22 protein-coding genes are annotated in these 25,978 nt (G+C 59.1%); 20 read left to right on the top strand and 2 right to left on the bottom strand.

Annotation, left to right across the window (positions count from 1 at the left end; all coding sequences use genetic code 11):
* Positions 1 to 24 precede the first annotated feature (24 nt).
* The 10 genes from ACY8FN_RS11555 (at position 25) to tyrA (ending at position 10,607) form a co-directional block, all read left to right on the top strand.
* Positions 25 to 423 (top strand): YcfL family protein, encoded by a 399-nt coding sequence (locus ACY8FN_RS11555; RefSeq protein WP_463100082.1) that lies wholly within the window; start codon positions 25 to 27, stop codon positions 421 to 423.
* Entirely contained in the window at positions 423 to 1,019 is a 597-nt protein-coding gene (lpoB, locus tag ACY8FN_RS11550; RefSeq protein ID WP_101347477.1) for a penicillin-binding protein activator LpoB, read from the top strand. The genes ACY8FN_RS11555 and lpoB overlap by 1 nt, the downstream gene beginning before the upstream one ends.
* Positions 1,009 to 1,866, top strand: coding sequence for a phosphotransferase (locus ACY8FN_RS11545; protein WP_463100081.1), 858 nt, complete (start codon positions 1,009 to 1,011; stop codon positions 1,864 to 1,866). Before lpoB ends, ACY8FN_RS11545 begins: the two co-directional genes overlap by 11 nt.
* 3 nt (positions 1,867 to 1,869) lie before the next feature.
* Positions 1,870 to 2,727: a DUF6279 family lipoprotein gene (locus ACY8FN_RS11540; protein ID WP_463100080.1), complete on the top strand. Its 858-nt coding sequence runs from the start codon at positions 1,870 to 1,872 to the stop codon at positions 2,725 to 2,727.
* A gap of 95 nt (positions 2,728 to 2,822) precedes the next feature.
* Positions 2,823 to 3,257, top strand: a complete 435-nt coding sequence (locus tag ACY8FN_RS11535) for a hypothetical protein (protein WP_101321428.1) — start codon at positions 2,823 to 2,825, stop codon at positions 3,255 to 3,257.
* A gap of 156 nt (positions 3,258 to 3,413) precedes the next feature.
* Positions 3,414 to 5,216: a protein translocase subunit SecD gene (gene secD / locus ACY8FN_RS11530; protein ID WP_463100079.1), complete on the top strand. Its 1,803-nt coding sequence runs from the start codon at positions 3,414 to 3,416 to the stop codon at positions 5,214 to 5,216.
* 151 nt (positions 5,217 to 5,367) lie between these two features.
* A complete protein-coding gene (gene secF / locus ACY8FN_RS11525) occupies positions 5,368 to 6,285 on the top strand; it encodes a protein translocase subunit SecF (protein ID WP_082186803.1) in 918 nt (305 codons plus the stop codon).
* 290 nt (positions 6,286 to 6,575) lie between these two features.
* Positions 6,576 to 7,904: a glucose-1-phosphate adenylyltransferase gene (gene glgC, locus ACY8FN_RS11520; protein WP_463100078.1), complete on the top strand. Its 1,329-nt coding sequence runs from the start codon at positions 6,576 to 6,578 to the stop codon at positions 7,902 to 7,904.
* Positions 7,905 to 8,269: 365 nt separating this feature from the next.
* Positions 8,270 to 9,343: a 3-deoxy-7-phosphoheptulonate synthase gene (locus tag ACY8FN_RS11515; RefSeq protein WP_463100077.1), complete on the top strand. Its 1,074-nt coding sequence runs from the start codon at positions 8,270 to 8,272 to the stop codon at positions 9,341 to 9,343.
* 124 nt (positions 9,344 to 9,467) lie between these two features.
* A complete protein-coding gene (gene tyrA / locus ACY8FN_RS11510) occupies positions 9,468 to 10,607 on the top strand; it encodes a bifunctional chorismate mutase/prephenate dehydrogenase (protein ID WP_463100076.1) in 1,140 nt (379 codons plus the stop codon).
* A gap of 612 nt (positions 10,608 to 11,219) precedes the next feature.
* Here tyrA and ACY8FN_RS11505 read toward each other — a convergent pair.
* Entirely contained in the window at positions 11,220 to 12,281 is a 1,062-nt protein-coding gene (locus ACY8FN_RS11505; RefSeq protein WP_287976810.1) for a porin, read from the bottom strand.
* Between the two features lie 395 nt (positions 12,282 to 12,676).
* Between ACY8FN_RS11505 and dinG the strand changes: the two genes are divergently transcribed.
* Entirely contained in the window at positions 12,677 to 14,749 is a 2,073-nt protein-coding gene (gene dinG, locus ACY8FN_RS11500) for an ATP-dependent DNA helicase DinG (RefSeq protein ID WP_463100075.1), read from the top strand.
* Positions 14,750 to 14,893: 144 nt separating this feature from the next.
* Entirely contained in the window at positions 14,894 to 15,553 is a 660-nt protein-coding gene (locus tag ACY8FN_RS11495; RefSeq protein WP_463100074.1) for a YccT family protein, read from the top strand.
* 428 nt (positions 15,554 to 15,981) lie between these two features.
* Here ACY8FN_RS11495 and ylqF read toward each other — a convergent pair whose 3' ends face one another.
* Positions 15,982 to 16,932, bottom strand: a complete 951-nt coding sequence (gene ylqF, locus ACY8FN_RS11490; protein WP_139694009.1) for a ribosome biogenesis GTPase YlqF — start codon at positions 16,930 to 16,932, stop codon at positions 15,982 to 15,984.
* A 322-nt stretch (positions 16,933 to 17,254) separates the two neighbouring features.
* Between ylqF and ACY8FN_RS11485 the strand changes: the two genes are divergently transcribed.
* The 8 genes from ACY8FN_RS11485 to uhpC all read left to right on the top strand — a co-directional run bounded on the left by ACY8FN_RS11485 (position 17,255) and on the right by uhpC (position 25,939).
* Positions 17,255 to 18,652 (top strand): alkaline phosphatase, encoded by a 1,398-nt coding sequence (locus ACY8FN_RS11485; protein ID WP_463100073.1) that lies wholly within the window; start codon positions 17,255 to 17,257, stop codon positions 18,650 to 18,652.
* An 11-nt stretch (positions 18,653 to 18,663) separates the two neighbouring features.
* Positions 18,664 to 20,055 carry an alkaline phosphatase gene (locus ACY8FN_RS11480; RefSeq protein ID WP_463100072.1) on the top strand — a complete coding sequence of 464 codons (1,392 nt, stop codon included), beginning with the start codon at positions 18,664 to 18,666 and terminating at the stop codon, positions 20,053 to 20,055.
* 74 nt (positions 20,056 to 20,129) lie between these two features.
* The gene (locus ACY8FN_RS11475; protein ID WP_463101160.1) at positions 20,130 to 20,816 is read left to right on the top strand and encodes a hypothetical protein; all 687 of its coding nucleotides are present in this window, start codon (positions 20,130 to 20,132) and stop codon (positions 20,814 to 20,816) included.
* Positions 20,817 to 20,898: 82 nt separating this feature from the next.
* Complete coding sequence (locus ACY8FN_RS11470) at positions 20,899 to 21,636, top strand: substrate-binding periplasmic protein (protein WP_139719576.1); 738 nt, start codon at positions 20,899 to 20,901, stop codon at positions 21,634 to 21,636.
* Between the two features lie 244 nt (positions 21,637 to 21,880).
* Complete coding sequence (rnk, locus tag ACY8FN_RS11465) at positions 21,881 to 22,276, top strand: nucleoside diphosphate kinase regulator (RefSeq protein ID WP_101347491.1); 396 nt, start codon at positions 21,881 to 21,883, stop codon at positions 22,274 to 22,276.
* A 193-nt stretch (positions 22,277 to 22,469) separates the two neighbouring features.
* Positions 22,470 to 23,060, top strand: a complete 591-nt coding sequence (gene uhpA / locus ACY8FN_RS11460) for a transcriptional regulator UhpA (protein ID WP_101325220.1) — start codon at positions 22,470 to 22,472, stop codon at positions 23,058 to 23,060.
* Positions 23,057 to 24,577, top strand: a complete 1,521-nt coding sequence (gene uhpB, locus ACY8FN_RS11455) for a signal transduction histidine-protein kinase/phosphatase UhpB (RefSeq protein WP_463100071.1) — start codon at positions 23,057 to 23,059, stop codon at positions 24,575 to 24,577. The genes uhpA and uhpB overlap by 4 nt, the downstream gene beginning before the upstream one ends.
* 27 nt (positions 24,578 to 24,604) lie before the next feature.
* Positions 24,605 to 25,939, top strand: coding sequence for an MFS transporter family glucose-6-phosphate receptor UhpC (uhpC, locus tag ACY8FN_RS11450; protein WP_463100070.1), 1,335 nt, complete (start codon positions 24,605 to 24,607; stop codon positions 25,937 to 25,939).
* Positions 25,940 to 25,978 lie beyond the last annotated feature (39 nt).

The raw sequence follows: 25,978 nt of genomic DNA, 5'->3' as shown, positions 1-25,978 counted from the left end.
TCACCCCGATTTAAGGAGAGCAAGATGAAAGCATACGGGTTGGCCCTCGGGCTCGCGCTACTGCTCAGCGGCTGCGCCACCAATACCTCCGGCATTGCGCTCTATGGCCCGGCGGGCAGCGCACCCACGCTGGAGCAGCACCAGAATGTCAACGTCACCCTGACTGAGCTCAGCCGCCGCCAGCAAAACGGCCTGCTGCAGGTCAATGTGGCCGCCGCCAGCACCCAGCGCGGCGATAACAAGCTGCAATATATGTTCTATTGGTATGATGAGGCCGGTCAGGAGGTCGCCAGCGATGGCCGCGGCTGGACCCCCATCAAGCTGCATGGCTATCAGACCCGTACCCTCTCTGCCCTGGCACCCAGCCCAGCGGCGCAGGGTTACCGGATTTACGTACGTGAAGTGATTGAGGAATCCAACTGATGAAAATGAATCACGCCCTGCTGATCCTGACCGGCACCCTGCTGCTGGGGGGCTGCTCCAGCACCACCGTCAGTTATGGCGATCCCACTGAAACCGAAACCGTCACCGTCGATTACGGTTCAAGCGATCTGCAGGCCATCGCCGACAAAATGGCAGACTCCATGCTCGCCTCTCCGGCCACCCGCGAGATCACCGCAGGCGGTCGTCCGGTGATGTTTATGGACTCCATCCGTAACAAGACCTCCGAGCACATCGATACCGAGGCCATCACCGACACCATCCGCACCAAGTTGCTGCGCTCTGGCACCTTCCGCTTCGTCGACATGAGCAAGGTCGCAGCCGTCAAACAGCAGCTCGAATACCAGCAGAGCAGCGGCATGGTGGACCCGGCCTCCATGGTGCGGCTGGGCAAGCAGACCGGTGCCCGCTACATGGTCTATGGCAACCTCTCCAGCATCGTCAAGGACAATGGCAAGGTGAAGGATGTCTACTACCAGATGACCATGAACCTGATGGATCTGCAAAACGGCGAACTGCTGTGGGCCGATCAGAAAGAGATCCGCAAACAGGCGAAGAAATCCACCTTTGGCTGGTAACAGGCTACCGGTGAAGGGCAGCTGTGATGCGCTGCTGGCCAGCCTGCCCGCCCCCTGGCGGAACGGGCAGCTGGAACCGCTGGGCACAGGTCTCACCAACAGCAACTATCGACTGCGCCTCCCCTCGGGGCGCAGTTACTTTTTGCGCCAGGGCCACCCTGATCCGCTGCGCCTTGGCATCGATCGTGTCACCGAGTGGCAGCTTTATCAGGGGGCGATGGCCGAAGGGCTGGCGCTGCCCTGCCACTATGGTGATCCCGCTAGCGGTCTGATGCTGCTGGCGTGGTGCGATGAGCCCAACTGGGCCCACGCGGCGCCAGCGGAAGCCGAGCAGCCCCGCCTGCTGGCAGAGGTGCTGCGCAAGCTGCACCGCCTGCCGCTGCCCACGGTGGTGATGGCGGTGCGGGCTCATGCGGCGGGCTATCGCGCTCGACTGGCCCACATTCCCTCCTGGCTGCCCGGGCTGGAGCGGAGCTTGCTCGCCAGCCGTGAACCCCATGATTGCTGGCGCCCTTGCCACCACGATCTCAATCCGGCTAACTTGTTGGGAAGCAAACCCTGGGTCATCGACTGGGAGTATGGCGCGGCAGGGCATCCCGGCTTTGAGCTCGCCAGCATCCAGCGTACCCATGAGTGGCCCACCGAGCGGCGCGAAGCGCTGGAGGAGCACTATCTGCGCTCGCTCCCGCGTCATGAGCGGCCCGATTTTCAGAGCGAGGCTTTTTTACCCTGGGTTGACTACATCGGCCTGCTCTGGGCCCTGCTGATGGCCGAGCAACAGGCCTCACCCGACGATTCACCTGACTATGACACCCTGATCGCCATCAACCGGCAACGACTGGAGTAACAGATGATAAACAAGGTGCGCTGGCACAAGCCGAAAACCTGGGGTCTGCTGCTGATCGGCCTGCTGCTGACCGGCTGCTCCACCCGGGTGATCTACTACTGGCTCGATACCGCCATCATCTGGCAGCTGGATGACTACTTTGCCCTCTCCTACTCGCAAAAGGATTTGCTCAGCCGCGAAGTGAAGGGGCTGATGGCCTGGCACCGCCAGCATGAGCTGCCCCGCTACGCCAGGGATCTCGACGCGCTGGCCAAAGCCATTGCCAGCCCCATGACCCCGGCGCAGATCTCGACCAACCTCGATGCGGTGCAGCAGAGCCTGACCCGCACCCTTGAAAACACCATTCCCCGCGCGGTCAGGCTGGCGCGCACCCTGACCGACGATCAGGTGGCCCGCTTCATGACCGATCGGGTCAAGCGGCAACAAGAGCGGCAACACGACTTTGCCACCCAGCGCAAAGAGCAGATGCTGGCGGAGTTTAGCGACAAGATGAACAAACGGCTGGTGTTCTGGATTGGCGAGGTAAAACCGGCTCAGGCACCGCTGGTGGCCCAGTGGGCCGAGTGGCAATACGAGCTGATGCCCCCCTGGCTCGATTTTCAGGAGTCCTGGACCCGGGAGCTGGAGAGGTTGATGAAGCAGCGCCAGAGTCCCGACTTTACCCGTGAGCTGACTGATCTACTGGCCGAGGGGGATGGCCTGATGGATGGCCGCTTTACCGGCTATACCGAGCAGTCGCGTCAACGCACCGTCAACTGGTTGAGCGCCATGAGTCAGTCACTGGATCTCGCCCAGCGAACTCATCTTTACACTCTGCTCAAGGGCTACGCCCGCGATTTTGACCAGATGACCGGCCGCTGAACCCCCTCATCCATCAAGGACTCATCGGGCCACAACCTTGTTCTGGCCCGATGAGTGTGGTAGCTTGCCTGCTCTCTTTTTGTGGAATTCACTGCTTGCGCCTTATCGACAAAGCCAAACTGGTGCTGGTAACCCTGGTTATCGCCCTCACCCTGCTTTGTTCCATCACCCGGATGGAAGGCTCACTGCTGCCCACTTTTTCGCACAGTGAACCGCAACAAACGCTGGTGTTCAATCAGGCTAGTGATAGCGATGAGGGCATCATCAAGTTTGTCGCCAGCCATCAGAATCACCTGCTGCGGCTGGAACAATCCCTGCGCAGTGACGACCTGCCCAAAGAGGTGGTTTACGAGCTGATCCAAAGCTGGTCTACCCAGGCCATCCTGTTGCTGCTACTCGGCTGGCTGATACTGGCCGCCCAGATTTATCACCAGCGCAGCTTTCGCGATCGCTTTTGCACCATCCATCGACACCGGCTGCAACGCCAACATCTGCAATACCGCTTCAGTCAGAGCGTTCTGACCGCCTGACCCCGAGGGGTTTGGCAGCTATTTCTCGCACACCTCCTCTTCTGTTACGGGCTGCACTTCGGTGCCATCCCGCCCTGAACGCATCTATTTTTTGCGCCCGGCCGAGCCGTTATGACACTGGCCTGCGCTCCATTCTCCTGACAGAGGTTATTTGGCATGAGAAAAACCAATCGCACCGTTCTCAATCGCATGAGCAAGTGGCAGTACGCGCTGCTGCTGTTAATGCTGTTGACCTTTACCTTTTACTCCCTGCCCACCTTCTTCGGTGAGCAGCCCTCCCTCGGCCTGCACGGACAGCAGAGCCTGACGCCACAACAACAGATGCTGCTGGCCGACAAACACCTGACACCGATCAAGATGATCGAGCAATCCGAGCGAGTCGAGCTGGTCTTTGCCAGCCAGGGCGAACAACAGCGCGCCAAACAGTTACTGGAGCAGCAAGGGGTCGACAGTGCGGCCCTTACCCTGGAGTTTCACTCCAACGCCCCAGGCTGGATCACCGGTCTCGGCGCCGACCCCATCAAGCTGGGGCTGGATTTACGCGGTGGCTCCCAACTGCTGATCGGCGTCGATCTCGATTTTGTTATCGACTCCCAGACCAAGAATCTGGTGGATACCCTGCGTACCCGCTTTCGCGAAGCCAACCTGCGCGGCGCCAGCGTCCTGCGCAGCGCACAGGGCGCAGTGGCCGTGACCCTGCCGGATGTCGCCGAGCAGGAGAGCTGGCTCTCTATCATCAAGGAGAGTGCCGGTACCCGTCAGGATCAGTGGAAGCTGACCCGCTCCGGCAATGACCTGAAACTGGTGCTGAGCGACGCTGAGCGCACCCTGCTGGTCAACAACGCCGTCACCCAAAACCTGTCGATCCTCAAGAAACGGATCAACGAGCTCGGTATCGTCGAAGCCTCGGTGGTCCGTCAGGGCCAGGATGGTATCCGTATCGAACTGCCCGGGGTCCACAACCCCAAGCAGGCGAAAGAGGTGATCGGTGCCACCGCATCGCTGGCCTTCTATGAAGCCAAAGCAGACAGCCACTTCTATATCGCCGATCGCAGCGGCCAGGCCATTGGCATGGCCCGCAAGCCAGTGCTGACCGGCGAGCACATCGTCGATGCCCGCGCCAACATGGGGGAGATGGGCCAGCCTCAGGTCAATATCGTGCTCGACACCCTGGGTGGCAGCAAGATGAACCAGTTCAGCCGCCAGCATGTGGGCAAGCCGATGGCGACCGTCTTCACCGAATACAAGACCAATACCCAGGGCAAGCTGCGGGCCCAGAGCGAAGTGATCAACGTCGCCACCATCCAGACCGCCCTTGGCAACCAGTTCCGCATCACAGGTATTGGCAGTCTGCCAGAAGCACAAGAGCTGGCCATGCTGCTGCGCGCCGGCGCCCTCACTGCTCCCCTCAAGATCCTGGAGGAGCGCAGCATAGGCCCCACGTTGGGGATGCAGAATATCGAGGCGGGTTTCACCGCGCTGGCCTTTGGCATGGCGGGCATGATGCTGTTCATGATGGCCTGGTACCGCAAGTTCGGCTGGGTTGCCATCACGGCGCTGGTCGCCAACCTGTTGATGCAGGTGGGAATGCTGGCTGTGCTGCCCGGCGCCGTGCTGACCCTGCCGGGGATCGCCGGTCTGGTACTGACGGTGGGCATGGCGGTGGATACCCATGTGCTGATCTTCGAGCGGATCAAGGATCGCCTGCGTGAAGGGGGCTCACTGGCTAATGCCATCGACTTTGGCTATCGCTCGGCCTTCCACACCATCTTCGATGCCAACATCACCACCCTCATCTGCGCCGTGGTGCTCTACTCCATCGGCTCCGGTCCGCTGCAGGGCTTCTCGGTCACCCTTATTCTGGGTCTGCTCTCCAGCATGATCACCGGGATCTGGGGGACGCGCGCCATCATCAACCCCCTGTGGGGACGCAGCAGCGAACGCACCCTGAAGGTGTAACGGGACAGCTGTCCCTCTGATGAGCGGCTTTGGCAGCGCCATCGGCCATGGATATGGCCGGGGTGTGCCAAAGCAGAACCATGTTCCCCGACGTGTTGCGACACGTCGTGATAGGCCAACAGCCTCATGCTGGGTGGCCAAGGAGAGAATTATGTTGAGAATGATCGTTGCAATGGGATTGACTCGTTGGCGTTATATCGGCCTGTGGGCCTCTATCGCCCTGACTGTGGCCAGCATCGCCATCTTGCTGGTGAATGGCCTGACTCTGGGGCTCGACTTTACCGGCGGGATCCTGCTGGAGTTCAATATCCAGACCCTGAAAGAGGCCCATGATCTCAATGCCATGCTGGTCTCCCCGCTGGCGGGTGCCGTGGAACTCAGCTCTGCAGGTGTACCAGGCGAATGGCTGATCAAGTTGCCCCCCCATGAACTGCCCTGGCCCGCAGCGGATCTCGCCACCATGCTGACCCAGCAGTTGGGTATGCCAGTTGAGTTGCTGCGCACCACCATCGTCGGCCCGCAGGTGGGTGCCGAGCTGTTCCAACAGGGGATGCTGGCAGTGCTGGTGGCCTCTATCTCAATGTCAGCCTATCTGGCGTTTCGCTTCGAGTGGCGTCAGGCCATCGGCATTCTGCTCTCGGTAGTGCATGACGCCATCGTGGCGCTGGGGCTGCTCTCCCTGTGCCAGATCGAGTTTGACCTCAACATCATCGCCGGTTTGATGGCGGTGATCGGCTACTCCCTCAACGACAGCATCGTCATCTCGGACCGACTGCGGGATCTGCTGAGCTCGCGCACCCAGATGGGGATCCACGAGTGCTCCGATGTGGCGATCAAGGCAACCTTCAGTCGCACCATGATCACCTCGGGCACCACTCTGTTTACCGTGGGTGCCCTGCTGTTGTTTGGTGGTGACGCCCTCTACGGTTTCTCCTTCACCCTGTTTGCCGGCATTCTGGTGGGTACCGTCTCCTCCATCACCGTCGCCTCGACCGTGCAGGAGCTGCTGGGCCTCACCCCGCAGGCCTACCAGAAGAAGAGTGAGGAGCCACTGGCCAACGCAGCCTGATCCTGGCTAATCAGGCCCGGCTCACCGGGCCTCAACTAACAGAGCCCCTGCCAACTATTGGCAGGGGCTTTTTTCCATCTCGCCCGCCAATCTCTAGCCGCCCCTTTACCGCTCGGCTCGCCTCAATTGACAACTGACCATATTGAAAGCAATTACAGTTCAACCCGTCATTTTTAATAACAAAAAGGTCATTTTATTACGGAGAGAGCCGCAATTTTGTGACTGAAAGCACTTTCTTGAGGGCTCAAAAGAGGCAACATTGTAGTGATTTATCTACAAAGGGATATGAGATGTTGTTACAACCTGCCAATACAGCAAAATCAAGACAGTTGCTGAACGAGACCATGGCTTTGGTTCTCGCCGGAGGGCGGGGCAGTCGCCTCAAGCAATTGACCGATAACCGCGCGAAGCCTGCTGTTCATTTCGGAGGTAAATTCCGCATCATCGATTTCGTACTCTCCAATTGCATCAACTCCGGCATTCGTCGCGTTGGCGTCGTGACCCAGTACAAATCCCACAGCCTGCTGCGCCACCTGCAATCTGGCTGGTCTTTTTTGCGCTATCAGATGAACGAGTTTATTGACCTGTTGCCTGCCCAGCAGCGGGTTGACGAAGTGAGCTGGTACCGTGGTACTGCCGATGCGGTCTACCAGAATCTGGATATCATCCGCGATCACGCCCCCAAATATGTGGTAGTGCTGGCTGGCGATCACATCTACAAGATGGATTACGCCGCCATGTTGCTGGATCACGTCAACATGGGTGCCAAGGTGACCGTCGCCTGTATCGAGGTGCCACGCAGTGAAGCAAGCGCCTTCGGGGTGATGGCGGTAGACACTGATCGCAAGATCAATGCTTTCGTCGAAAAACCGGCCAACCCACCGGCAATGCCGGATAAAGCTGACACCGCGCTGGCTTCCATGGGCGTCTATATCTTCGATGCCGAGTATCTCTACCAACTGCTGGAAGAAGACATTGCCAACGCGCAATCTCATCACGATTTCGGCATGGATGTGATCCCGCGGGTAGTCAGTGAAGGCACCGCCTACGCCCATCCGTTCGGGATGTCTTGCGTTGGCTGCAGCCCGGATCGCAAACCCTACTGGCGCGATGTGGGCACCGTTGACTCCTTCTGGGAAGCCAACATGGATCTCGCTTCCGTCACCCCGGAGCTGGATATCTACGATCAGGATTGGCCCATCTGGACCAGTCAGAACATGACCCCTTCCGCCAAGTTCGTGCAGGACAAAAACGGCCAGCACGGCATGACCATCAACTCCATGTTCTCGGGCGGCACCATCGTCTGCGGCTCCTTTATCTTGAGTTCGGTGCTCTTTACCAATGTGCGGGTCGAGTCCTTCTGCACCCTGGATCAGGCGGTGATCTTCCCGGGAGTCGAGATCGGTGCCGGTTGCCGACTGCGCCGGGTGGTGATCGACAAGGGATGCAAACTGCCGGAAGGCATGGTGATCGGTGAAAATGCCGATGAAGACGCCCGTCGCTTCCACCGCTCCGAGCAGGGGATCGTGCTGGTCACTAAACCCATGCTGGATGCATTGGCTAAACAGGAGCAGGCCAGCGACAGCGTTACCGATGCCAGGCAGCCGGTATCGGCATAACGCCAACCAACCTTTCTCATCACACTGCGGGAGCCAGATGCTGGCTCCCGCATTTTTTTGCCCATAGCGCGGCCCCCCATACCGACCTCCCCCATAGCCGCTCACCGACGACGCGGCTGACACAGGCACCAATTCGTAAACAAAACAATACATAACATGTTCATAGAAAGGTAAATATCGCTCTATCTACTCTCTGAATGATGGGTAAACCCTATGGGAATGGCTGAAAATGATTACATATCAACATTTATACTTGAATATCGAGGGTGAGTTGGTATCTTGTGGCCTCATGCAACGAATTCGCACCACCGTAAACATTTAATTACAAACACTGACCAGCCGCACCGCTGGCGAGGTACCCAGCAATGCAACGAGATCCCCTGAACAACATCCATATCCAGTCTGAACAAGTGATGATCACCCCTGCCCAGCTCAAGGAGAAATTACCCATCTCCGACCAGGCGCTGGCCTTCGTGCAAGGGGCACGAGCGACGATCGCCGACATCATTCACCGCCGTGATCACCGCTTGCTGGTGATCTGTGGCCCCTGCTCGATCCACGACATGGACACCGCCAAAGAGTACGCAACCAGACTCAAAGCGCTGCATGACGCTTACCAGGACTCGCTCTACATTGTCATGCGGGTCTACTTTGAGAAGCCACGCACCACGGTCGGCTGGAAAGGCTTTATCAACGACCCGAATCTGGATGGCACCTTCGATGTCGAGCTGGGGCTGCACCGGGCCCGCGAACTGCTCTGCTGGCTGGCGGAGCTGGAGTTGCCGCTGGCGACCGAAGCGCTCGATCCCATCAGCCCGCAATACCTGGCGGAGCTCTTCTCCTGGTCTGCCATCGGCGCCCGAACCACCGAATCCCAGACCCATCGGGAGATGGCCTCCGGTCTCTCCATGCCGGTCGGTTTCAAGAACGGCACCGACGGCAACCTGAGTACCGCCATCAACGCGCTGCAATCCGCCTCTTCTCCTCACGCCTTTATGGGGATCAACCAGCAGGGTCAGGTCGCGCTGCTGCAGACCCAGGGTAACCCGGATGGCCACGTGATCCTGCGCGGCGGCAAGCACCCCAACTACGACTCGGTCAATGTGTCGCTGGCGGAAGAGGCGCTGGAAAAAGCGGGCCTGCTGCCCGGTCTGGTGGTGGATTGCAGCCACGGCAACTCCAGCAAGGATCACCGTTTGCAGCCCAAAGTGGCCGACAACGTCATCCACCAGATCCAGGAGGGCAATCGCTCCATTATCGGGGTGATGCTCGAATCCAACCTGTTCGAGGGTAGCCAGTCAAGCGAGCAGCCCAAAGCGCAGATGCGCTACGGGGTCTCCATCACCGATGCCTGCATCGACTGGGACACCACAGCCGCGCTGCTGGATCGATGCCATCGGGAGCTGGCCACCCCGCTCAACAGCAGAACTGCACGATAAGTCGTGCTATCTTGTCGTAACCTATTGAACAACCTGGGTATCACTGGCTGTAACACGCAGTGATACGCAGGTTGCATCTTGAATCACCAGGTGCCACTACCCGCGGTACCAGCAGGGACTGGATATGGCTGAAGAGTTGAATGCCCTCAGGGACAAAATTGATGTGGTGGACAAGCAGCTGATTGATCTGCTGGCCGCCCGTCTGGCGCTGGTGGGAGAAGTGGGTGAGGTGAAGAGCCGCCACGGTCTGCCCATCTATGCACCGGATCGGGAGGCGACCATGCTGGCACGCCGTCGCGCCGAGGCCGAGATGCTGGGAGTCCCCGGCGATCTCATCGAGGATGTGCTGCGCCGGGTGATGCGCGAATCCTACATTCTCGAATCGGCCAGCGAAAAAGAACACCACTTCAAATGCATGAAGCCGGACCTTGGCAAGATTGTCATCATCGGCGGTCAGGGTCAGCTTGGCCGGCTGTTCGGCCAGATGTTCGGCCTCTCCGGCTATCGGGTCGAGACGCTGGAGCAAGCCGACTGGCCGCGCGCTGACGAGATCCTCGCCGATGCCGGTCTGGTGATGGTGGCGGTGCCCATCGATATCACCTGCCAGATCATCGACCGGCTCGACAACTTGCCAGCCCACTGCCTGCTGGTGGATGTCACCAGCGTGAAGGCGGTGCCGCTCGAACACATGTTGGCGGTGCATCAAGGGCCAGTGCTGGGGCTGCACCCCATGTTCGGACCGGATGTGGCGAGCCTCGCCAAGCAGGTCATTGTCTGCTGTCAAGGTCGTGACCCCGCCGCCAGCCAGTGGTTGCTGGATCAGATGACCATCTGGGGCGCCCGGTTGCAACAGGTGGAAGCCAAGGCCCACGATGAGGCGATGACCCTTATTCAAGCACTGCGCCACTTCGCCACCTTTGCCTACGGTTGGCACCTGTCGCGGGAGCAGGCCAATCTGGATCGCCTGCTGAGCCTGAGCTCCCCCATCTACCGGCTGGAGCTGGCCATGGTTGGGCGGCTGTTTGCCCAGGATCCCCACCTCTATGCCGACATCATTTTGTCGTCACCGCAGAATCTGGCGATGATCCGCCGCTACTACCAAAACTTTGGCGAAGCACTGGGGCTGCTGGAGCGGGGGGACAGAGCCGGCTTTATCGATGCCTTCTCACAGGTCTCCGGTTTCTTTGGCGAACACGCCGACCAGTTCCTGCGTGAAAGCCGCATGCTGCTGGCCCAGGCCAACGACCGCCGCCAGCACGGCTGATCCGCCAAGAGGGGCATCGGAGCCCAAACAAACGATAAAAGGGAAGAGGCCTGAGCATCTTCCCTTTTTATTTGTTACTGATTTAAACACTGGCTGCCACCGCGCTCGGCTGCACGTCGAGTGTCCAACTCTGACTGGCTTCAATTCACTCCCCCCAGCTTTCCATACACAACCATCCAGCATGGTGCTCCCGCCAATATCAGCGCTGATAGGCTGTATCCCCTAACAAGGGGTGCCTGATCCCACGGGTCAAACCAAGCTACACATAGCCGTTCACTTCACTTCGCAAAAGAGAACAATAACCTAACCAATCACAGAGATAAGCAGGAAGCAGGAAGCAGGAAGCAGGAAGCAGGAAGCAGGAAGCAGGAAGCAGGAAGCAGGAAGCAGGAAGCAGGAAGCAGGAAGCAGGAAGCAGGAAGCAGGAAGCAGGATAGATTAGCCGGAACAAACGGTTTGCCAAATATCACCATAAAACAGCAATCCGGCAATTCACCATGGCGCCAATATGCAGCAGCGATTCCGCCAAAAAGAAAAATGGCCGAGAGATCATCTCGGCCATTCGTAGCTCGGTCAAAGACTCAAGCCAGGATATTACTCTTGTTCAACTTATTAGAAGTTGTACTGCAGAGCAACAGTCCACTCGTCGTCTTTGTCATCCAGACCAACGATTTTGTACTCGGTGTAAGCTTTCAGCTTGGAAGTGAAAGCATACTGAACACCCAGATAGGTGTAATCAGCAACGTCTGCAGGCTTGACAGTAGAGTTACTAACGCTGTCAATTTCAGAGAAGTTATAACCGGTCAGGAAAGTCCAAGCATCAACGTTATAGGTCGCTGCCAGTTCATAACCGTTGTAGTTAACTTCTTCGTTGCCACGAGTGACCTTGCTTTCGTTGTACAGACCAGCGAAGTAGAAACCGTTGATGGAGTAAGATGCAGCCAGAGCCCAATCTTCCTTATCACTGCTAACGTTAGCTACAGACTTATAGTCATTCTTGGCATAACCAGCAGCCAGACCCAGACCGAAGTCAAAATCATAACCGATGCTGGTGGCGTAGCCTTTATCCAGCTTGGAAGCCAAATCAACTGTCTTGCCACTGTTATCTGAACCGAAGGTCAGCTTGGCATTATCATCGTTGGTCTGGTAAGAAGCGTTAGCAAAGAAGCCGTTCCATTTACCCATGTAAATGATCTGACCTTCCTGACGGCCACCGTAAGCGTTGGCTTCAGAGCCCCACTCGTTGAAAATATCGGTCTTTTCAATCAAGCCGGTGTAGTAGGCAGTGTCGGTCTGGCCGAACAGCACTTTACCGTACTGGGAACCATCGAAACCAACATAGATATGACGCGGATCAATATCGCTGGTTTTGTAACCTGAATCTTCTGCAGCAACTTGCCACTCGGTTTTAGCAAAAGCAGACCAGGTGTTGTTCAGGGCGATTTTGCCTGACCAACCCAGACGGGTTTGTGCTTTCAGCTCACCATCAACATCGTTGAAGTAGCCCGCTGCAGCATCTTTCGGTTCAACCCATTTATTGGTGTCACCGTAGTAGTTAGCCTGTACACGGCCGTATACGTCGAAAGTGGTACCGTCTTTGTCATAGATCACTGCGGCGTTAGCGGCGGATGCAAACAGAGCCGGGATAGCAATAGCCAGAATTGTCTTTTTCATAGTTTCCAATGCCTACTGTAATTAAACACTAAGTTGTTGTTATTCCCTGTGTTAGCGATGTTCTTTGCATCACTATGCCGCCGAGACTAGCACCGGATTTTTTGAACCGCAATGAAAAAACTTGGAACTTTTTACGGAAACCATAGTCATGGAGGCAAAAATGTGAGCCAAGTCTCACCTGGCGGCAAGGTCAAAGGAAAACGTTTACAATGAATCCTGCTGATTATTTGGACTCAAATAGTTTGTTTTGCATGCAAATAACGCTAACCACCTGATAAACAACCAAAGTGGTCTGAGCAGCGTAAAACTGCCGTGATAATGGCAGTTGCCTCGACCTCACCAAGGGGTTGCGGGTATCCTTATCCTTCGATTAACCCCTAACTGGCCTTCTCTTCATGCTCTCGACTCGCCTCAAAGCTACCATTCGTCAAACCTATCGCCAGATTTCGGATGGACTGCCCGGTTTTGTGCCACGTAAAGAGCAGAACTTTCTGGTGGCCGAGATAGCCAAAACCCTGACTGGTGAGTACGACAAGCAGCGCCGGATCCTGGTTGCTGAAGCGGGTACCGGGATCGGCAAATCCCTCTCCTATGCTCAGGGAGCTATCCCGGTGGCCCGATTGACCCAGAAAAAGCTGGTGATCTCCACTGCCACAGTGGCCCTGCAAGAGCAGCTGATCCACAAGGACCTCCCTTTTTATCATCGCCACAGCGAGCTGCCGTTTCGCTTTATGCTGGTCAAGGGGCGCCAGCGCTATTGCTGCGAGCATCTGCTGGAGCAAGCGGCCAGTGGCGTCGAGATGGCCAACTTCGAAATCGACTTTGGTACCTTGAGCAAGCACAAGCCGTCAGATAGCGACAAGGATCGCTTTGCCCGCCTGTGGCAGGCCTACACCGATGGCAAGTGGGACGGGGATAGAGATAACTGGCCAGAACCCATATCAGACGCCTGCTGGCAGCATATCGCCGCCGACCGCCACACCTGCAACAAGGCCCTCAGCCACCATCAACACTGCCCCTTTCATCGGGCCCGCAACGACATGGACAGTGCCGATGTGCTGGTGGTCAACCATGCGCTGCTGCTCTCCGATCTCACCATGGGCGGTGGCATCATACTGCCGCCCCCCGATGAGTGTATCTATGTACTCGATGAGGCCCATCACCTGCCCACCATAGCCCGGGATCACGGCGCAGCCTCGGCCAGCGTCAAAGGCTCCCGTCGCTGGCTGGAGAAGCTGGTGCAGAGTGCAGGAAAACTGGCGCGAGCGCTCAATAAAGAGAGCCTGATCGACCCCCAACTCAAACTGCAGGATGCGCTGGCCTCCATCCAGCCTGATCTGAAGGCAGTCGAACACTGGCTCAGCGCCAACGACCAGCTGTTTGGCAGTGAGCCCCACTACCGCTTCGCCGAAGGGGTGCTGCCGGATCCCCTGCCAATGCTGGCGGAAAACCTCAAGGAGTCGAGCAAGAAGGCGTTGCGGGCACTGGATCGGATGCAGAGCGCCATCGGCGAAGCGCTGAAAGATGGCGAGATCCGTCGTAAAGAGGCCGAACCCCTGCTGGCCGAGAGTGGTTTTCACTTGCAACGGCTGGAGAGTTTCTGCACCTTGTGGGAGATGTTGGGACGCCATGTCCCGACCGGCAAGACCCCGCTCGCCCGCTGGATGGCCAAGAGTGACGATGGCGATATCTGGTTGCACGCCTCCCCCATCGAGGTGGGTTATCTGCTGGAAGAGTGGCTGTGGTCCAAGTGTCTGGGTGCCGTGCTGGTCTCCGCGACCCTCACCGCCCTCTCTTCCTTTAGCTATTTTCGCCATCAGGTGGGACTCAAGGAGCACGACGGCACCCGTTACCTGCGCCTGCGTTCCCCCTTTGAATACCAGAAGGCCGAACTCTACCTGCCCAAGATGGAACACGAACCCAACTCGCCCGCCTTTACCCAAGAGCTGATCAGCGTGCTACCTCGTATTCTGGCGGGCAAGGAGGCGAGCCTGGTGCTCTTCTCCTCCTATCGACAGATGAATGAAGTGGTGGCGGGACTGCGCGCCAAGGGGCTCTCTCTGCTGGTGCAGGGGGAAGCCTCTCGCAACGCCCTGCTCACCCTGCATAAGCAAAAATGCGATGGCGGCCAGGCCAGCATTCTGTTTGGTACCGGCAGCTTCTCGGAGGGACTGGATCTGCCGGGCCACTACCTTACCAATCTGGTGATCACCAAACTCCCCTTCGCGGTGCCCAACTCACCGGTCGAAGAGGCTACCGCCGAGTGGGTCGAGCAGCGGGGGGGCAACCCTTTCCTGCAACTGACGGTGCCGGAAGCCTCCCGCAAACTCATTCAGGCCTGTGGCCGCCTCATTCGCAAAGAGGCCGATCGGGGCCGGGTCACCATTCTCGACCGGCGGCTGTTGACCAAACGCTATGGCAAAGGATTGCTCGACGCACTCCCCCCCTTCACTCGGCGGATCGAGTGAGATCTGCCCCTCCTTTATTGATATAAAAGCAGACAACAGCGTGAACGATGCGCACCAGAAAGAGCCATTGCCGCAGTGGGCCAAACCTGCAAAAATGAGCCCCTGTTTTCAGTGGGCAATCGCCTGACTGTTCAAGGAGATGAAATGAAACTGACTGTTCTGGTACCGGCGCTGGCTGGTCTGTTGTGGGCGGGTAGCGCCCTGGCTAATGCTCAATTGGAAGTGTCCAATCCCTATGTCGTCCAGCTGATCGATGGCCAATCCATCAACCCCAAGCTGCTCGACAAAACCAGTACCTTCCCCCTCACTGCCGGCAAACACCAGTTGGTCATCGCCTTTGAAGGCAACTTCTCCAACCGCAGCGATATCAAACTGGTGACCGCCGAGCCGCTGGTGCTCAACTTCACTGCCGCCGACAACCAGAAGCTGGTGCTTGACTACAAAAAGCCCCGCAACGAAACCGAGGCCAAGCAGTTTGTCAAAGAGCAGCAAGTGGCGCTGAAAGACAAGGTCACTGGCCAGCAAGTGAGCAGCGAACAGTTTGTGATGCCGAAAGTTGAAGGCTTCCAGCTGACCCGTGACTATCAGCAAGAGCTGATCAACATGGGCAAGGCTTTCAACCAGCCGACCACAGTAGCCGTCTCTACCGCTGCCGTGATGGCTGCTGCCAGCGCGCCAGTTGCTGCTGCCCCGAGCAAGGCCCAGAGCAATCCACAAGCCCTGACCCAGCTGCAAAACTGGTACAACAAGGCCGATGCAGAGACCCGCAAAGCCTTCCAGATCTGGGTTATCCAGCAGCAATAAGCTGGGCTGATATCTCTCCACAGGGGTGTCAGTACTGAGATGTTTGTATAGCAAAAGGGGAGCCGAGCTCCCCTTTTCCATATCCAGCAGTGTGATCACGCCTCACCTTGTTTGCGCACTTTACTGTACGAATTTCATCTACAAACAGTGCTGCTTGGCGCACAAGGGCAGCGCCATCTCGCTGCACATTTTCAATCCCCCCCTCTGCTACCCGAGGCGGCGTGCCAGCGCGGTGGCAAAGACCCTTCTTGCCAGACACACCAACATGGCCACCGCGCAATACCATAAAAAAATGCCATAAAACAAATACCACAAAACAGAAGAGGCGACCCTTGGGGTCGCCTCTTCCAGTTTCGTCAATGTGCTAACGCTGACTCGTCCAGCTTTTGCCGACGGTTAGCGGGCAAAACGGGATACGGGGGCGCTCACTACTTTTGACGCTTGCGGGCGTACTTGCGACGGGCTCTGGCCTGGCGCTCCTCTTCCCGTTCTGCTTTCTCACTGGCTTTTTGCGCCGCTTCTTCCGCTGCGCTAACGATCTCGACGCTCACCATCTCCGGGGTTTCCAGCGAGATGCGGCCCAGCAGACCGGAGCGGAACTCGTTAATCAGGATCTCGGACGCCTTGTGCAGATCGGCCAGACCGCCTTTGCGCACGAAGGCCCGTTGACGGGCGATCATCTCCAGCAGTTCGATCTCGGTCTCGGGCAGATCGGTGATCTGGTAGCGCGCCTTGATCCGCTCCGGATAGGCCTTGATAAAGTAATCAGCGGCAAACATGGCAATATCGGCATAGTCGAACACCGTATCCTTGATGGCGGCGGTGATCGCCAGACGATAACCGCAGGAGGGCGGGTTGAGCTTGGGCCACAGAAACCCCGGGGTATCGGTCAGGATGACGTTGTTTTCCAGCTTGATCCGCTGTTGGGACTTGGTCACCCCCGCCTCGTTGCCGGTGCGGGCTATGATGCGCCCCGCCAGGGTATTGATCAGGGTGGATTTGCCCACGTTGGGGATCCCCATGATCATCGCCCGCACGCCACGCAGGTCGAAGTTGCGTTCCGGTAGCATCTCGTGACAGAGGCTCAGCAGTTGCTTGATCTTCTCCGGCTCTTGTTGGGTCAGCGGCAGCGCCTTGATCCCCTTCTCTTTTTCCATGTGCGCCACCCACAGTTCGGTGATCGCCGGATCGGCGAGGTCCGCCTTGTTCAGCACCTTGATCACCGGGGTATCACCACGCAGCTCGGGCACCAGCGGGTTTTCGCTGGAGAAGGGGATGCGGGCATCGAGCATCTCGATGATGACATCGACCTGGGGCATGACCTCGGCAATCTCTTTGCGGGCCTTGTGCATGTGACCGGGGAACCAGTTGATGGACATTCGCGTTACTCTCTGTGGACTATGGGGGCGCGTAAGGAACTACGGCCGCTCGGTGGCAGGCATCGAACGAAGGGGGCGCATTTTACCTGCTGCAGCCGCATTTTGACAGGTCATTCTAACCATCACGCCATCAAATCAGCAAACCGCCATGACGGGCCCCCCCCAGCCGAAAAAGAGCCGTTCAGTCAAGGCAACTGATAGATAACACATTGATATGATGTAACATTTTTATCATCTTTTCACACAACCGTCACCGATAGTCAGTAAAAGTGTCATCTGCGACCTCTAGGCTGCGCTCAGGTTTTACAAGGAGCGAACCCCAATGAGAAAAATGGCAGGACTTGCAGTGATGATCGGCGCCGCCCTGGCCGCCGGCTGCAAATCAGACAATGACACTGTGGCGACCAAGCCCGACGCCCAGCCCACCAACGTTATTTTCTTCCTCGGTGACGGCATGGGACTCAACACCCTGACCGCAGCCCGCATCTACGGTGTCGGCGAAGAGGGCGATCTGACCATAGATACCCTGCCAGAGACGGCCTTTATCAAGACCTTCTCCCACGATGCCCAGGTCACTGACTCGGCCCCCTCCATGGCGGCCTACATGACCGGGGTCAAGAGCAACAATGGCGTCATCAGCATGGATGGCGATGCCACCTACGAGAGCGACTGCAGCAAGAGTGCCGGCAAACCGGTGACCACCCTGCTGGAGCTGGCCAAGGCCGATGGTCGCGGTACCGGCGTGGTGACCAGCACCCGGGTGACCCACGCCACCCCGGCCGCCACCTATGCCCATATCTGCAACCGGGATCTGGAGGCGGATATCGCCACCCAGCTGGTACCGGGCGGCAAAGGCTACAACAGCGCCCTCAAAGAGGGGCTGGATGTGGTGCTCGGTGGTGGCAGCAGCTTCTTCCTGCCCAAAGCCGACAAGGGCAAGCGGGAGGATGGCCGCAACCTCATCAGCGAAATGCAGGCCAAAGGCTACCAGTTTGCCAGCAATCTGGACGAGCTGAACAAGGCCGACGCGGGCAAGCCGCTGCTTGGGCTGTTTGGTTCCAGCCACATGAAATATGACCTCGACCGCCCCGCCAGCGAGCCGTCGCTGAGCCAGATGACCCTGGCCGCCATCAAGCAGCTCAAGGGCAAGGAGAAGGGTTACTTCCTGATGGTGGAAGGGGGTCGCATCGATCACGCCCTGCATGACACCAACGCCAAGCGGGCACTGCAAGATACCCTCGCCTTCGACAACGCCATCAAGGCTGCCATCGACGAGGTGAAAAAGAGCGACCCCGAGCTGAAAAACACCCTGATCGTGGTCACCGCCGACCATGACCATACCCTGGTGCTGAACGGCTATGCCAAGCGCACCGGCAAAACCACGGCCAATAATCCGGGGGTTCTGGGGTTGGTGAAAAACTACGAGACAGGGGATGCCAGCAAGGATAGCGAGGGTATGCCCTACACCATCATAGGTTTTGGCAACGGCTACAACCGGGTGGATGGCCCGCGCAGCAGTGTCGCTCCGCTCGACGATGCCACCGTCTCTGCCAATGACTATCGCCAGGAAGTCGTGGTCAAGGTGGGGGAGATCGGCAACGAGACCCACGGCGGCACCGATGTTTTCCTTGGCGCCATCGGCAAGGGGGCTGACAGCTTCCATGGCTCACTCGATAACACCGCCGTGTTCGGCAAGATCAAGGCTGCGGCCAAGCTGTAAGGAGCACTTTTATGAGCAAACAGATGAACACATCCATCAAGCACACGCTGGTCTGCGCCGCCCTGTTCAGTGCGCTGGGCACAACCACCCAGGCACAGGCCGGTGACGCCAAAAACGTCATCCTCTTTATCGGTGATGGCATGGGCCCCACAGTGCTCACCGCCACCCGCCTGTTCAAGGTGGGGGAAGAGGGCAATCTGGAGATGATGAAGCTGTCGCGCAGTGCCCGCATCAAGACCTTCTCCAACGATGCCCAGACCACCGACTCGGCCCCCTCGATGGCGGCCTACACCACCGGGGTCAAGATGAACAACGAGGTGATCGCCATGAGCAGCGACACCAAGGCGGTCGCCCCCGGCAAAGACAGCAACGGCAACAAAACTGACAACAAATGCAGCAGCGATAACGGCAAGCCGGTGCCCACCATCCTCGAGCTGGCCAAGGCGGCAGGCAAATCGGTTGGCGCCGTCACCACCACCGAGCTAACCCACGCCACCCCGGCGGCTACCTACTCCCATATCTGCCATCGGGATGCCGCCTATGATATCGCCGCGCAGGCCGTCCCGGGAGGCGCTGGCTTCAACCAGGCGCTGGGGGATGGGGTCGATGTGCTGATGGGGGGCGGTGCCAACCACTGGACACCTTACAGCGCAACCAACAAGGGGGGTCGCAATGATAACCGCGACCTGACCGCCGAGATGAAGGCGCAGGGATACAGCTATGTCACCACCCAAAGTGAACTGACCAAGGTCACCAGTGGCAAGGTGCTCGGTCTGTTCAGCGCCAAGTCTCACCTCGACTACGAGCTGGATCGGGTCGCCAAAGGGGCGGCCAATACCCAGCCGTCACTCTCCGAGATGACCGCCAAGGCGATCGATCTGCTGAGCCAGAACAGCCAGGGCTACTTCCTGATGGTAGAGGGTGGCCGGATCGATCACGCCCTGCACGCAACCAATGCCAAGCGCTCCCTCACCGATGCGGTGGCGCTGGATGAAGCGGTCAAGACGGCGCTCGGTAAAGTGGACCTCAGCAATACCCTGATCGTGGTCACCGCTGACCATGACCACACCATGACCATCAACGGCTACTCCGCCAAGGGAAACCCTGTGCTGGATCTGGTGAAAAATGGCGACGGCTCGACCCAGAACGATGTGGATGGCAAGCCCTTCACTACTCTGGTGTTCGGTAACGGCCCCAACCGTGCGGCCGTGCGCCCCGACCTCACCAGCGATCAGGTGATGGCCGATGATTACCTGCAGGAGACCGGCGTCAAACTGGCATCGGAAACCCACGGCGGCGGCGATGTGATGCTGTTTGCCGATGGCGCCGGCAGCAACCGCTTCAAGGGCACGCTAGATAACACCAAGGTGTTTGGCAAACTGCGGGAGGCGCTCGGCCTGTAAGCAGCGGGGGCCCGGCTGCACCCTGAGCAATATGCTCATGGCATCCGGGCCCCGGCTCTTTCGAGCGACAGATGATGATGCGACTTTTGCTTTCGATATGGCTGCTTGGCAGCACCCTCGCCTTCCCCCTTCATGCCGACGATACTCCCCCGGATCTCGCCGCCCGGATCAGCTATCACGACCGGGTCACTGGCAGCGATGGCATCGCCAGAGAGAGCGTCTGGCAGGAGAAGTGGCTGCGCGTGGGCAATCAGGTGTGGAGCCAGCGGCTCATTCCCCTCCCCCTTGCCCGTGCCTATCACGCCACTCACGACGCCACCCCCGGCCACAAGCACTTTACCCACCAGATGGCCGCCCGCTGGGTCAGTCGCAGTGAGGAGGGTGGGCTGCAACTGCGTTATGCCGACAGCTGGCACAACCAACTGGTGGAGGTGCCGGTGGAAGAGTATGGCCAAGTGGCCTTCAAACCTGACTGGCCACGGATCCGCCATCTCGTCAACCCGGCGCTGCTGGAGGGGATGACACCGCTGGATGAGGCCGCCCCCGAGCAGGCCCGCTGGTATGAAAAACGCGAAGGTCGGCAACGAACCCGCATCCTCTGGTCGAGTCAGTGGCAGATCCCGCTGGTGGTCGAGTCGGCCAGCCTCGATGGCTATCGCAGCTACCGGATGGCGGTGACCCTGCGCAAGCTGCCTGCTCAGCTCCCCTGGCTGCAACTCGCTGATTACGAAGTGCGCGATCTGCGGGATTTCTTCGACTGAGATCCCAACCCCTCTGCAGGCGGACAGACATCGCTGACAGGAATGTTACACTCTGAACATTCAACTCTGGCTAATGACCTTGATGCGCGCTCTCTGCCTGCCCTTGCTGACCCTACTGCTAATGCTGGTGAACACCGGAGTCCAGGCTATTGTGCTGGTAGCTGCCGACCTGCCCCCCTACGTCATTCAGTCCGCCCATGGTAAGCCTGGCGGCATCGCCATCGAGATCATGGAAGAAGCCGCCCGCCGACTGGGGGAGCCGCTCACTATCGAGCTGATGCCATTGCCACGAGCCCTGACCCAAACCATTCATCGCCAGGATGTGTTGATGATACCGCCCGTTCGCAGCAGTCAACGAGAACACCTCTACCAGTGGATCACCCCCATCCTGGATGAGCAGTTTCTTATCGTCAGCGATCGCCGGTTTCACCCAACGCAGCTGAAGAGCAGCGATTTACGCACCCTTGATGTGGGTGTGCTGCGCTACTCATTTGGTCAACATCTGCTCAAGCAGCGCGTCGGGATCCAGGGAAAAACGGTGGCAGACGAGCAACTGAACGCTCATAAACTCCATCGTGGTCGCATTGATGCCTGGGTCGCCGCGTGGAATGTCATCCTGTATGCCCAACAACAGGACAAGCTATCGCCACAACAGCTGGTTCGCGGGGAAGTGCTGATGAACACCCAGCTGTATCTGGCCGCAAACAAGGCGTTCCCCTTCAAGGAGGCGCAGCGCTGGCAAGCCACCATCGAGGGGATGCGCCGTGATGGCTCGCTGGCGCGGATCATCCGCCAGTACAACTATCAGCTTCCTGAGTAGTCACTCAATCGCGGTTGCCAATGCTGGCCAGAATGGTTATGGTAGCCCCATGAAAATACTCGCTATTTCTTCGCATTTGCTCACACCCTGCTGAGCCCCCGCCTCGCTCCTTCGGCCGCGAGTCGTTTGGGGGCATGGCATTTTCACTTTATTGACCCTGTAACATCCATTTTTTGACATCCAGTGTGATGGTCAGTCTGCCCAAGTCAGCCTGGCCCTTTGCGCTATTGATAAGGAATATCTTATGAAGCAACCTCATCTGGTTATCTCCAGCCTTGATCTGGACCGTATCGAACAACTGCTCGGCAACCATCCCCAGCACCTGGCCTTGCAAGAGGAGCTGAACCGCGCCGAGATCCGCGAACCGGCCGACATGCCGCCGGACGTAGTCACCATGAACAGCAAGGTGCGTTTCAAGATGCCAAGCAGCGGCAACGAGTTCTGCCTCACCCTGGTCTACCCGCGCGATGCCAAGGGTGACGATAGCAACATCTCGGTACTGGCGCCGGTGGGCAGCGCCCTGCTTGGCCTGAAAGTGGGCGACGGCATCGCCTGGCCGGGCCCGGCCGGTCGCACCATAGAGGTGGAGATCCTGGAAGTGGTCTATCAGCCGGAGCGCGCCGGCGAGCTGCACCGCTGAATACCCAAGGCCGGTCATCCCCCTGTTGACCGGCCCGCTTGGCCGCCCTTGCCAGCTGATCCCGATCAAGCTTTGCTCACCTTGCCCCCCGGTTTTTAGCCCCTTTTCCTGCTGCTGCTTGAGCCTGACTCGGGGGGCAGGTATCTTGTTGGCCGCGTCATGGTCATGACGCACCGAATTTCAGGCTGACATCATGATAAAAATTGCCCTTATCGACGATCACCAGATCGTCCGATCCGGTTTTGCCCAACTGCTCAATCTGGAGCCCGATCTGCAGGTGGTCGCCGAATTCGGCTCCGCCAGTGACGCCCTTGCCGGTCTGCCCGGCAGCGGTGCGCGGGTTTGCGTCTGTGACATTTCGATGCCAGACCAATCGGGGCTGGAGCTGCTCAAGCTGCTCCCCTCCGGTCTGGCGGTAGTGATGCTCTCGGTTCACGACAGCCCGGCGCTGATCGAGCAGGCACTGCAAACCGGTGCCAAAGGATTTCTCTCCAAGCGCTGCAGCCCGGACGAGCTGATCGCCGCCGTGCGTACCGCGGCTCTGGGTGGCTGCTACCTGACGCCGGACATCGCCCAAAAGCTTGCCAGCAGCAGCCGGGATCCCCTCACCAATCGGGAGCGGGAGATTGCCCAGTTGCTGGCACAGGGACTGGAAGTGAAGGCCATCGCCGAGCAGCTTGGCCTCTCCCCCAAGACGGTGCATGTCCATCGCGCCAACCTGATGGACAAGCTCAAGGTCAGCAACAACGTCGAGCTGGCCCACCGCATGCTGGATAGCTGGTGATCTCCCGTCTGGCCAGCTATGTCGCCATCGCCCTGGCGGCCAGCTTCATCTTTGCCGCCGGCTGGTTTTGCCTGTGGAGCATCAGCCTGCATCTGGCGGGTGGCCCGGCGCTGGCGGTGCTGCTGTTCCCCTTTGGCCTGCGCCTCGGGTTGCTGCTGCAAAGCCCCGGCCACTACTGGCCGCCGCTGCTATTGTGCGAAGGGCTGCTGCTCTACTGGCTCAATCTGGAGGTGGGGCTGCCCCACTGGCAGTGGCTGATCGTGGGCAGTGTGCTCACTCTGCTGCCCCTGTGGATTGCCCGCCGCCAACAGGTATACAACGACTGGCAGCAACTGTTGCTGCTGCTGGCCACCGTCACGGCGGCGGCGCTGCTGCAAGCCCTGCTCTGGTATCTGGTGGGGGAAGATGGCCTCTCGGCCCTGCTGCTCACCCTCACCGGTGGCCTGACCCTCACTACGACCTGCATGTTGATCTGGCACTACCTCACCCGCGCCACCTGGGTGCCGCTGGGCCCTGCGCTGGTGGATCAGCCGGTGGACTGGCGCTTTCGCCATCTGGTCTGGTATCTGCTGCTCTTTATCCTGAGCCTTGGCTTGCAACTGGGCTTGCCCAACTCGCTGGTACGCTTCACCCCGTTTTGTCTGGCCATCCCCATCATCGCCATGGCGTGGCGCTACGGCTGGCAGGGGGCGCTGCTCGCCACCCTGATGAACACCATCGCCCTGCTGGCGAGCCAAGCCTGGCACGATCACCCCCTCGATCTGCTGCTCTCCCTGCTGGCCCAGAGCCTCACCGGCCTGCTGCTCGGCGCCGGGATCCAGCGCCAGCGCGAACTCAATCAGGCGCTAACCCGCCAGCTCGCCCACAATCGCCAGCTCACCGAGCGGCTGCTGGAGACCGAAGAGAGCATCCGCAAGGAGGTGGCCCGCGAGCTGCACGATGATATCGGCCAGACCATCACCGCCATTCGTACCCAGGCGGGCATAGTGCGCCGCCTCGCTCCCGATAACGCAGGTGTGGGCCAGAGCAGCGCCCTGATCGATACCCTGTCGCTCGGGATCTATGACGCGGTACGCGGCCTGCTCGGTCGCCTGCGCCCGCGCCAGCTCGACGACATGACCCTGGAGCAGGCGGTGCGCGCCCTGCTGCGGGAGCTGGAGCTGGAGCGCCACGGCATCGTCACCCGGCTGGAGTGGCAGCTGGCGGATGGGGATCTCTCTGATGCGCAGCGGGTCACCCTGTTTCGGGTCTGTCAGGAGGGGCTCAACAACGTGGTCAAACATGCCAATGCCAACTCGGTCACCATTCGTGCCCGGGCCAGTGGCGAGCAGTTGCAACTGGTGCTGGAAGATGATGGCCGCGGCCTGCCACAGAGTCGCCCGCAACAGGGCTATGGCCTGCTCGGCATTCGCGAGCGGGTGCAGGCGCTCGGCGGCAGCTTGCAGCTCTCCTGCATCCACGGCACCCAGCTGACGGTCAACCTGCCCAGTCGCAAACGGGAGGAGAGTCATGGCTGATCACCACCATCACCAAAGGGCAAGCCTGTGCTGAGTTTTATGAGAAGCGCACCGCCCCAGCCGCTCATTCGTGAGCAGGCCGAGATCGACGCCACCTATCGCCACTGGCGACTGCATCTGCTGCTGACCATGTATCTGGGCTACGCGGTGTTCTACTTCACCCGCAAGAGCTTCAACTTCGCCATGCCGGACATGCTGGCGAGCGGCATGCTGGACAAGTCCGACATCGGCATGCTGTGGACCCTGTTCTATCTCACCTACGGCTGCTCCAAGTTTTTCTCCGGCATCATCAGTGACCGCGCCAATCCGCGCTACTTCATGGGAATTGGCTTGATGGCGACCGGGGTCATCAATATCCTGTTCGGCCTCTCGTCAGCCCTCTGGATGTTTGCCGCTCTCTGGGTCGCCAACGCCTTCTTCCAGGGCTGGGGCTGGCCCCCCTGCTCCAAGCTGCTCACCAGCTGGTATTCGCGCACCGAGCGCGGGGTCTGGTGGTCGGCCTGGAACACCGCCCACAACGTGGGCGGGGCGCTCATCCCCCTCATCGTCAGCACCATAGCCCTGCAACATGGCTGGCGCTACGGCATGATAGTGCCCGGCCTTATCGCCATCCTTGCGGGGTTGTTCCTCTGCTGGCGGCTGCGGGATACCCCGAGCGCCATGGGGCTGCCGACAGTGGGCGTGTGGCGCAATGATGCCATGGAGCTGGCCCAGCAGACCCAGGATGCGGGGCTCTCCCACCGCCAGATCCTGCGCAAATATGTGCTGGGTAACCCCTATATCTGGCTGCTGGCCTGCTGCTACGTGCTGGTCTATGTGGTGCGCACCGCCATCAATGACTGGGGCAATCTCTACATGACCGAGCAGCGCGGCTTCAATCTGATGAGCGCCAACTCCGCCATCTCCATGTTCGAGGTGGGGGGCTTTATCGGCGCGCTGGTGGCAGGCTGGGGATCGGACAAGCTATTCAACGGCAACCGTGGCCCGATGAACCTCATTTTTGCGGTGGGGATCCTGCTGGCGGTGGGATCGCTGTGGCTGATGCCCTTCTTCAGCTACGTGATGCAGGCGGCCTGCTTCTTTACCATCGGCTTCTTCGTGTTCGGCCCCCAGATGCTGATCGGCATGGCGGCGGCGGAGTGCTCCCACAAAAACTCGGCGGGGGCAGCTACCGGTTTTGTCGGCCTGTTTGCCTACATGGGGGCGGCGCTGTCGGGCTATCCGCTGGCCAAGGTGATGGAGATCTGGCACTGGAACGGCTTCTTTGTGGTGATCTCGGTGGCGGCGGGCGTCTCGGCCCTGCTGCTGCTGCCTTTTCTCAAGGCGCAGGCACCGAGAACCGCCCAAGCGGCGTCAAAGTAACGGATGGCATCTGGCAAGCCACATCCGACAAGCGGAAAC

It is taken from the genome of Aeromonas sp. 160P (genome assembly GCF_055193095.1).
Note: the sequence above shows the minus strand (reverse complement) of the source record. Positions and strands in the feature narration are given on the sequence as shown.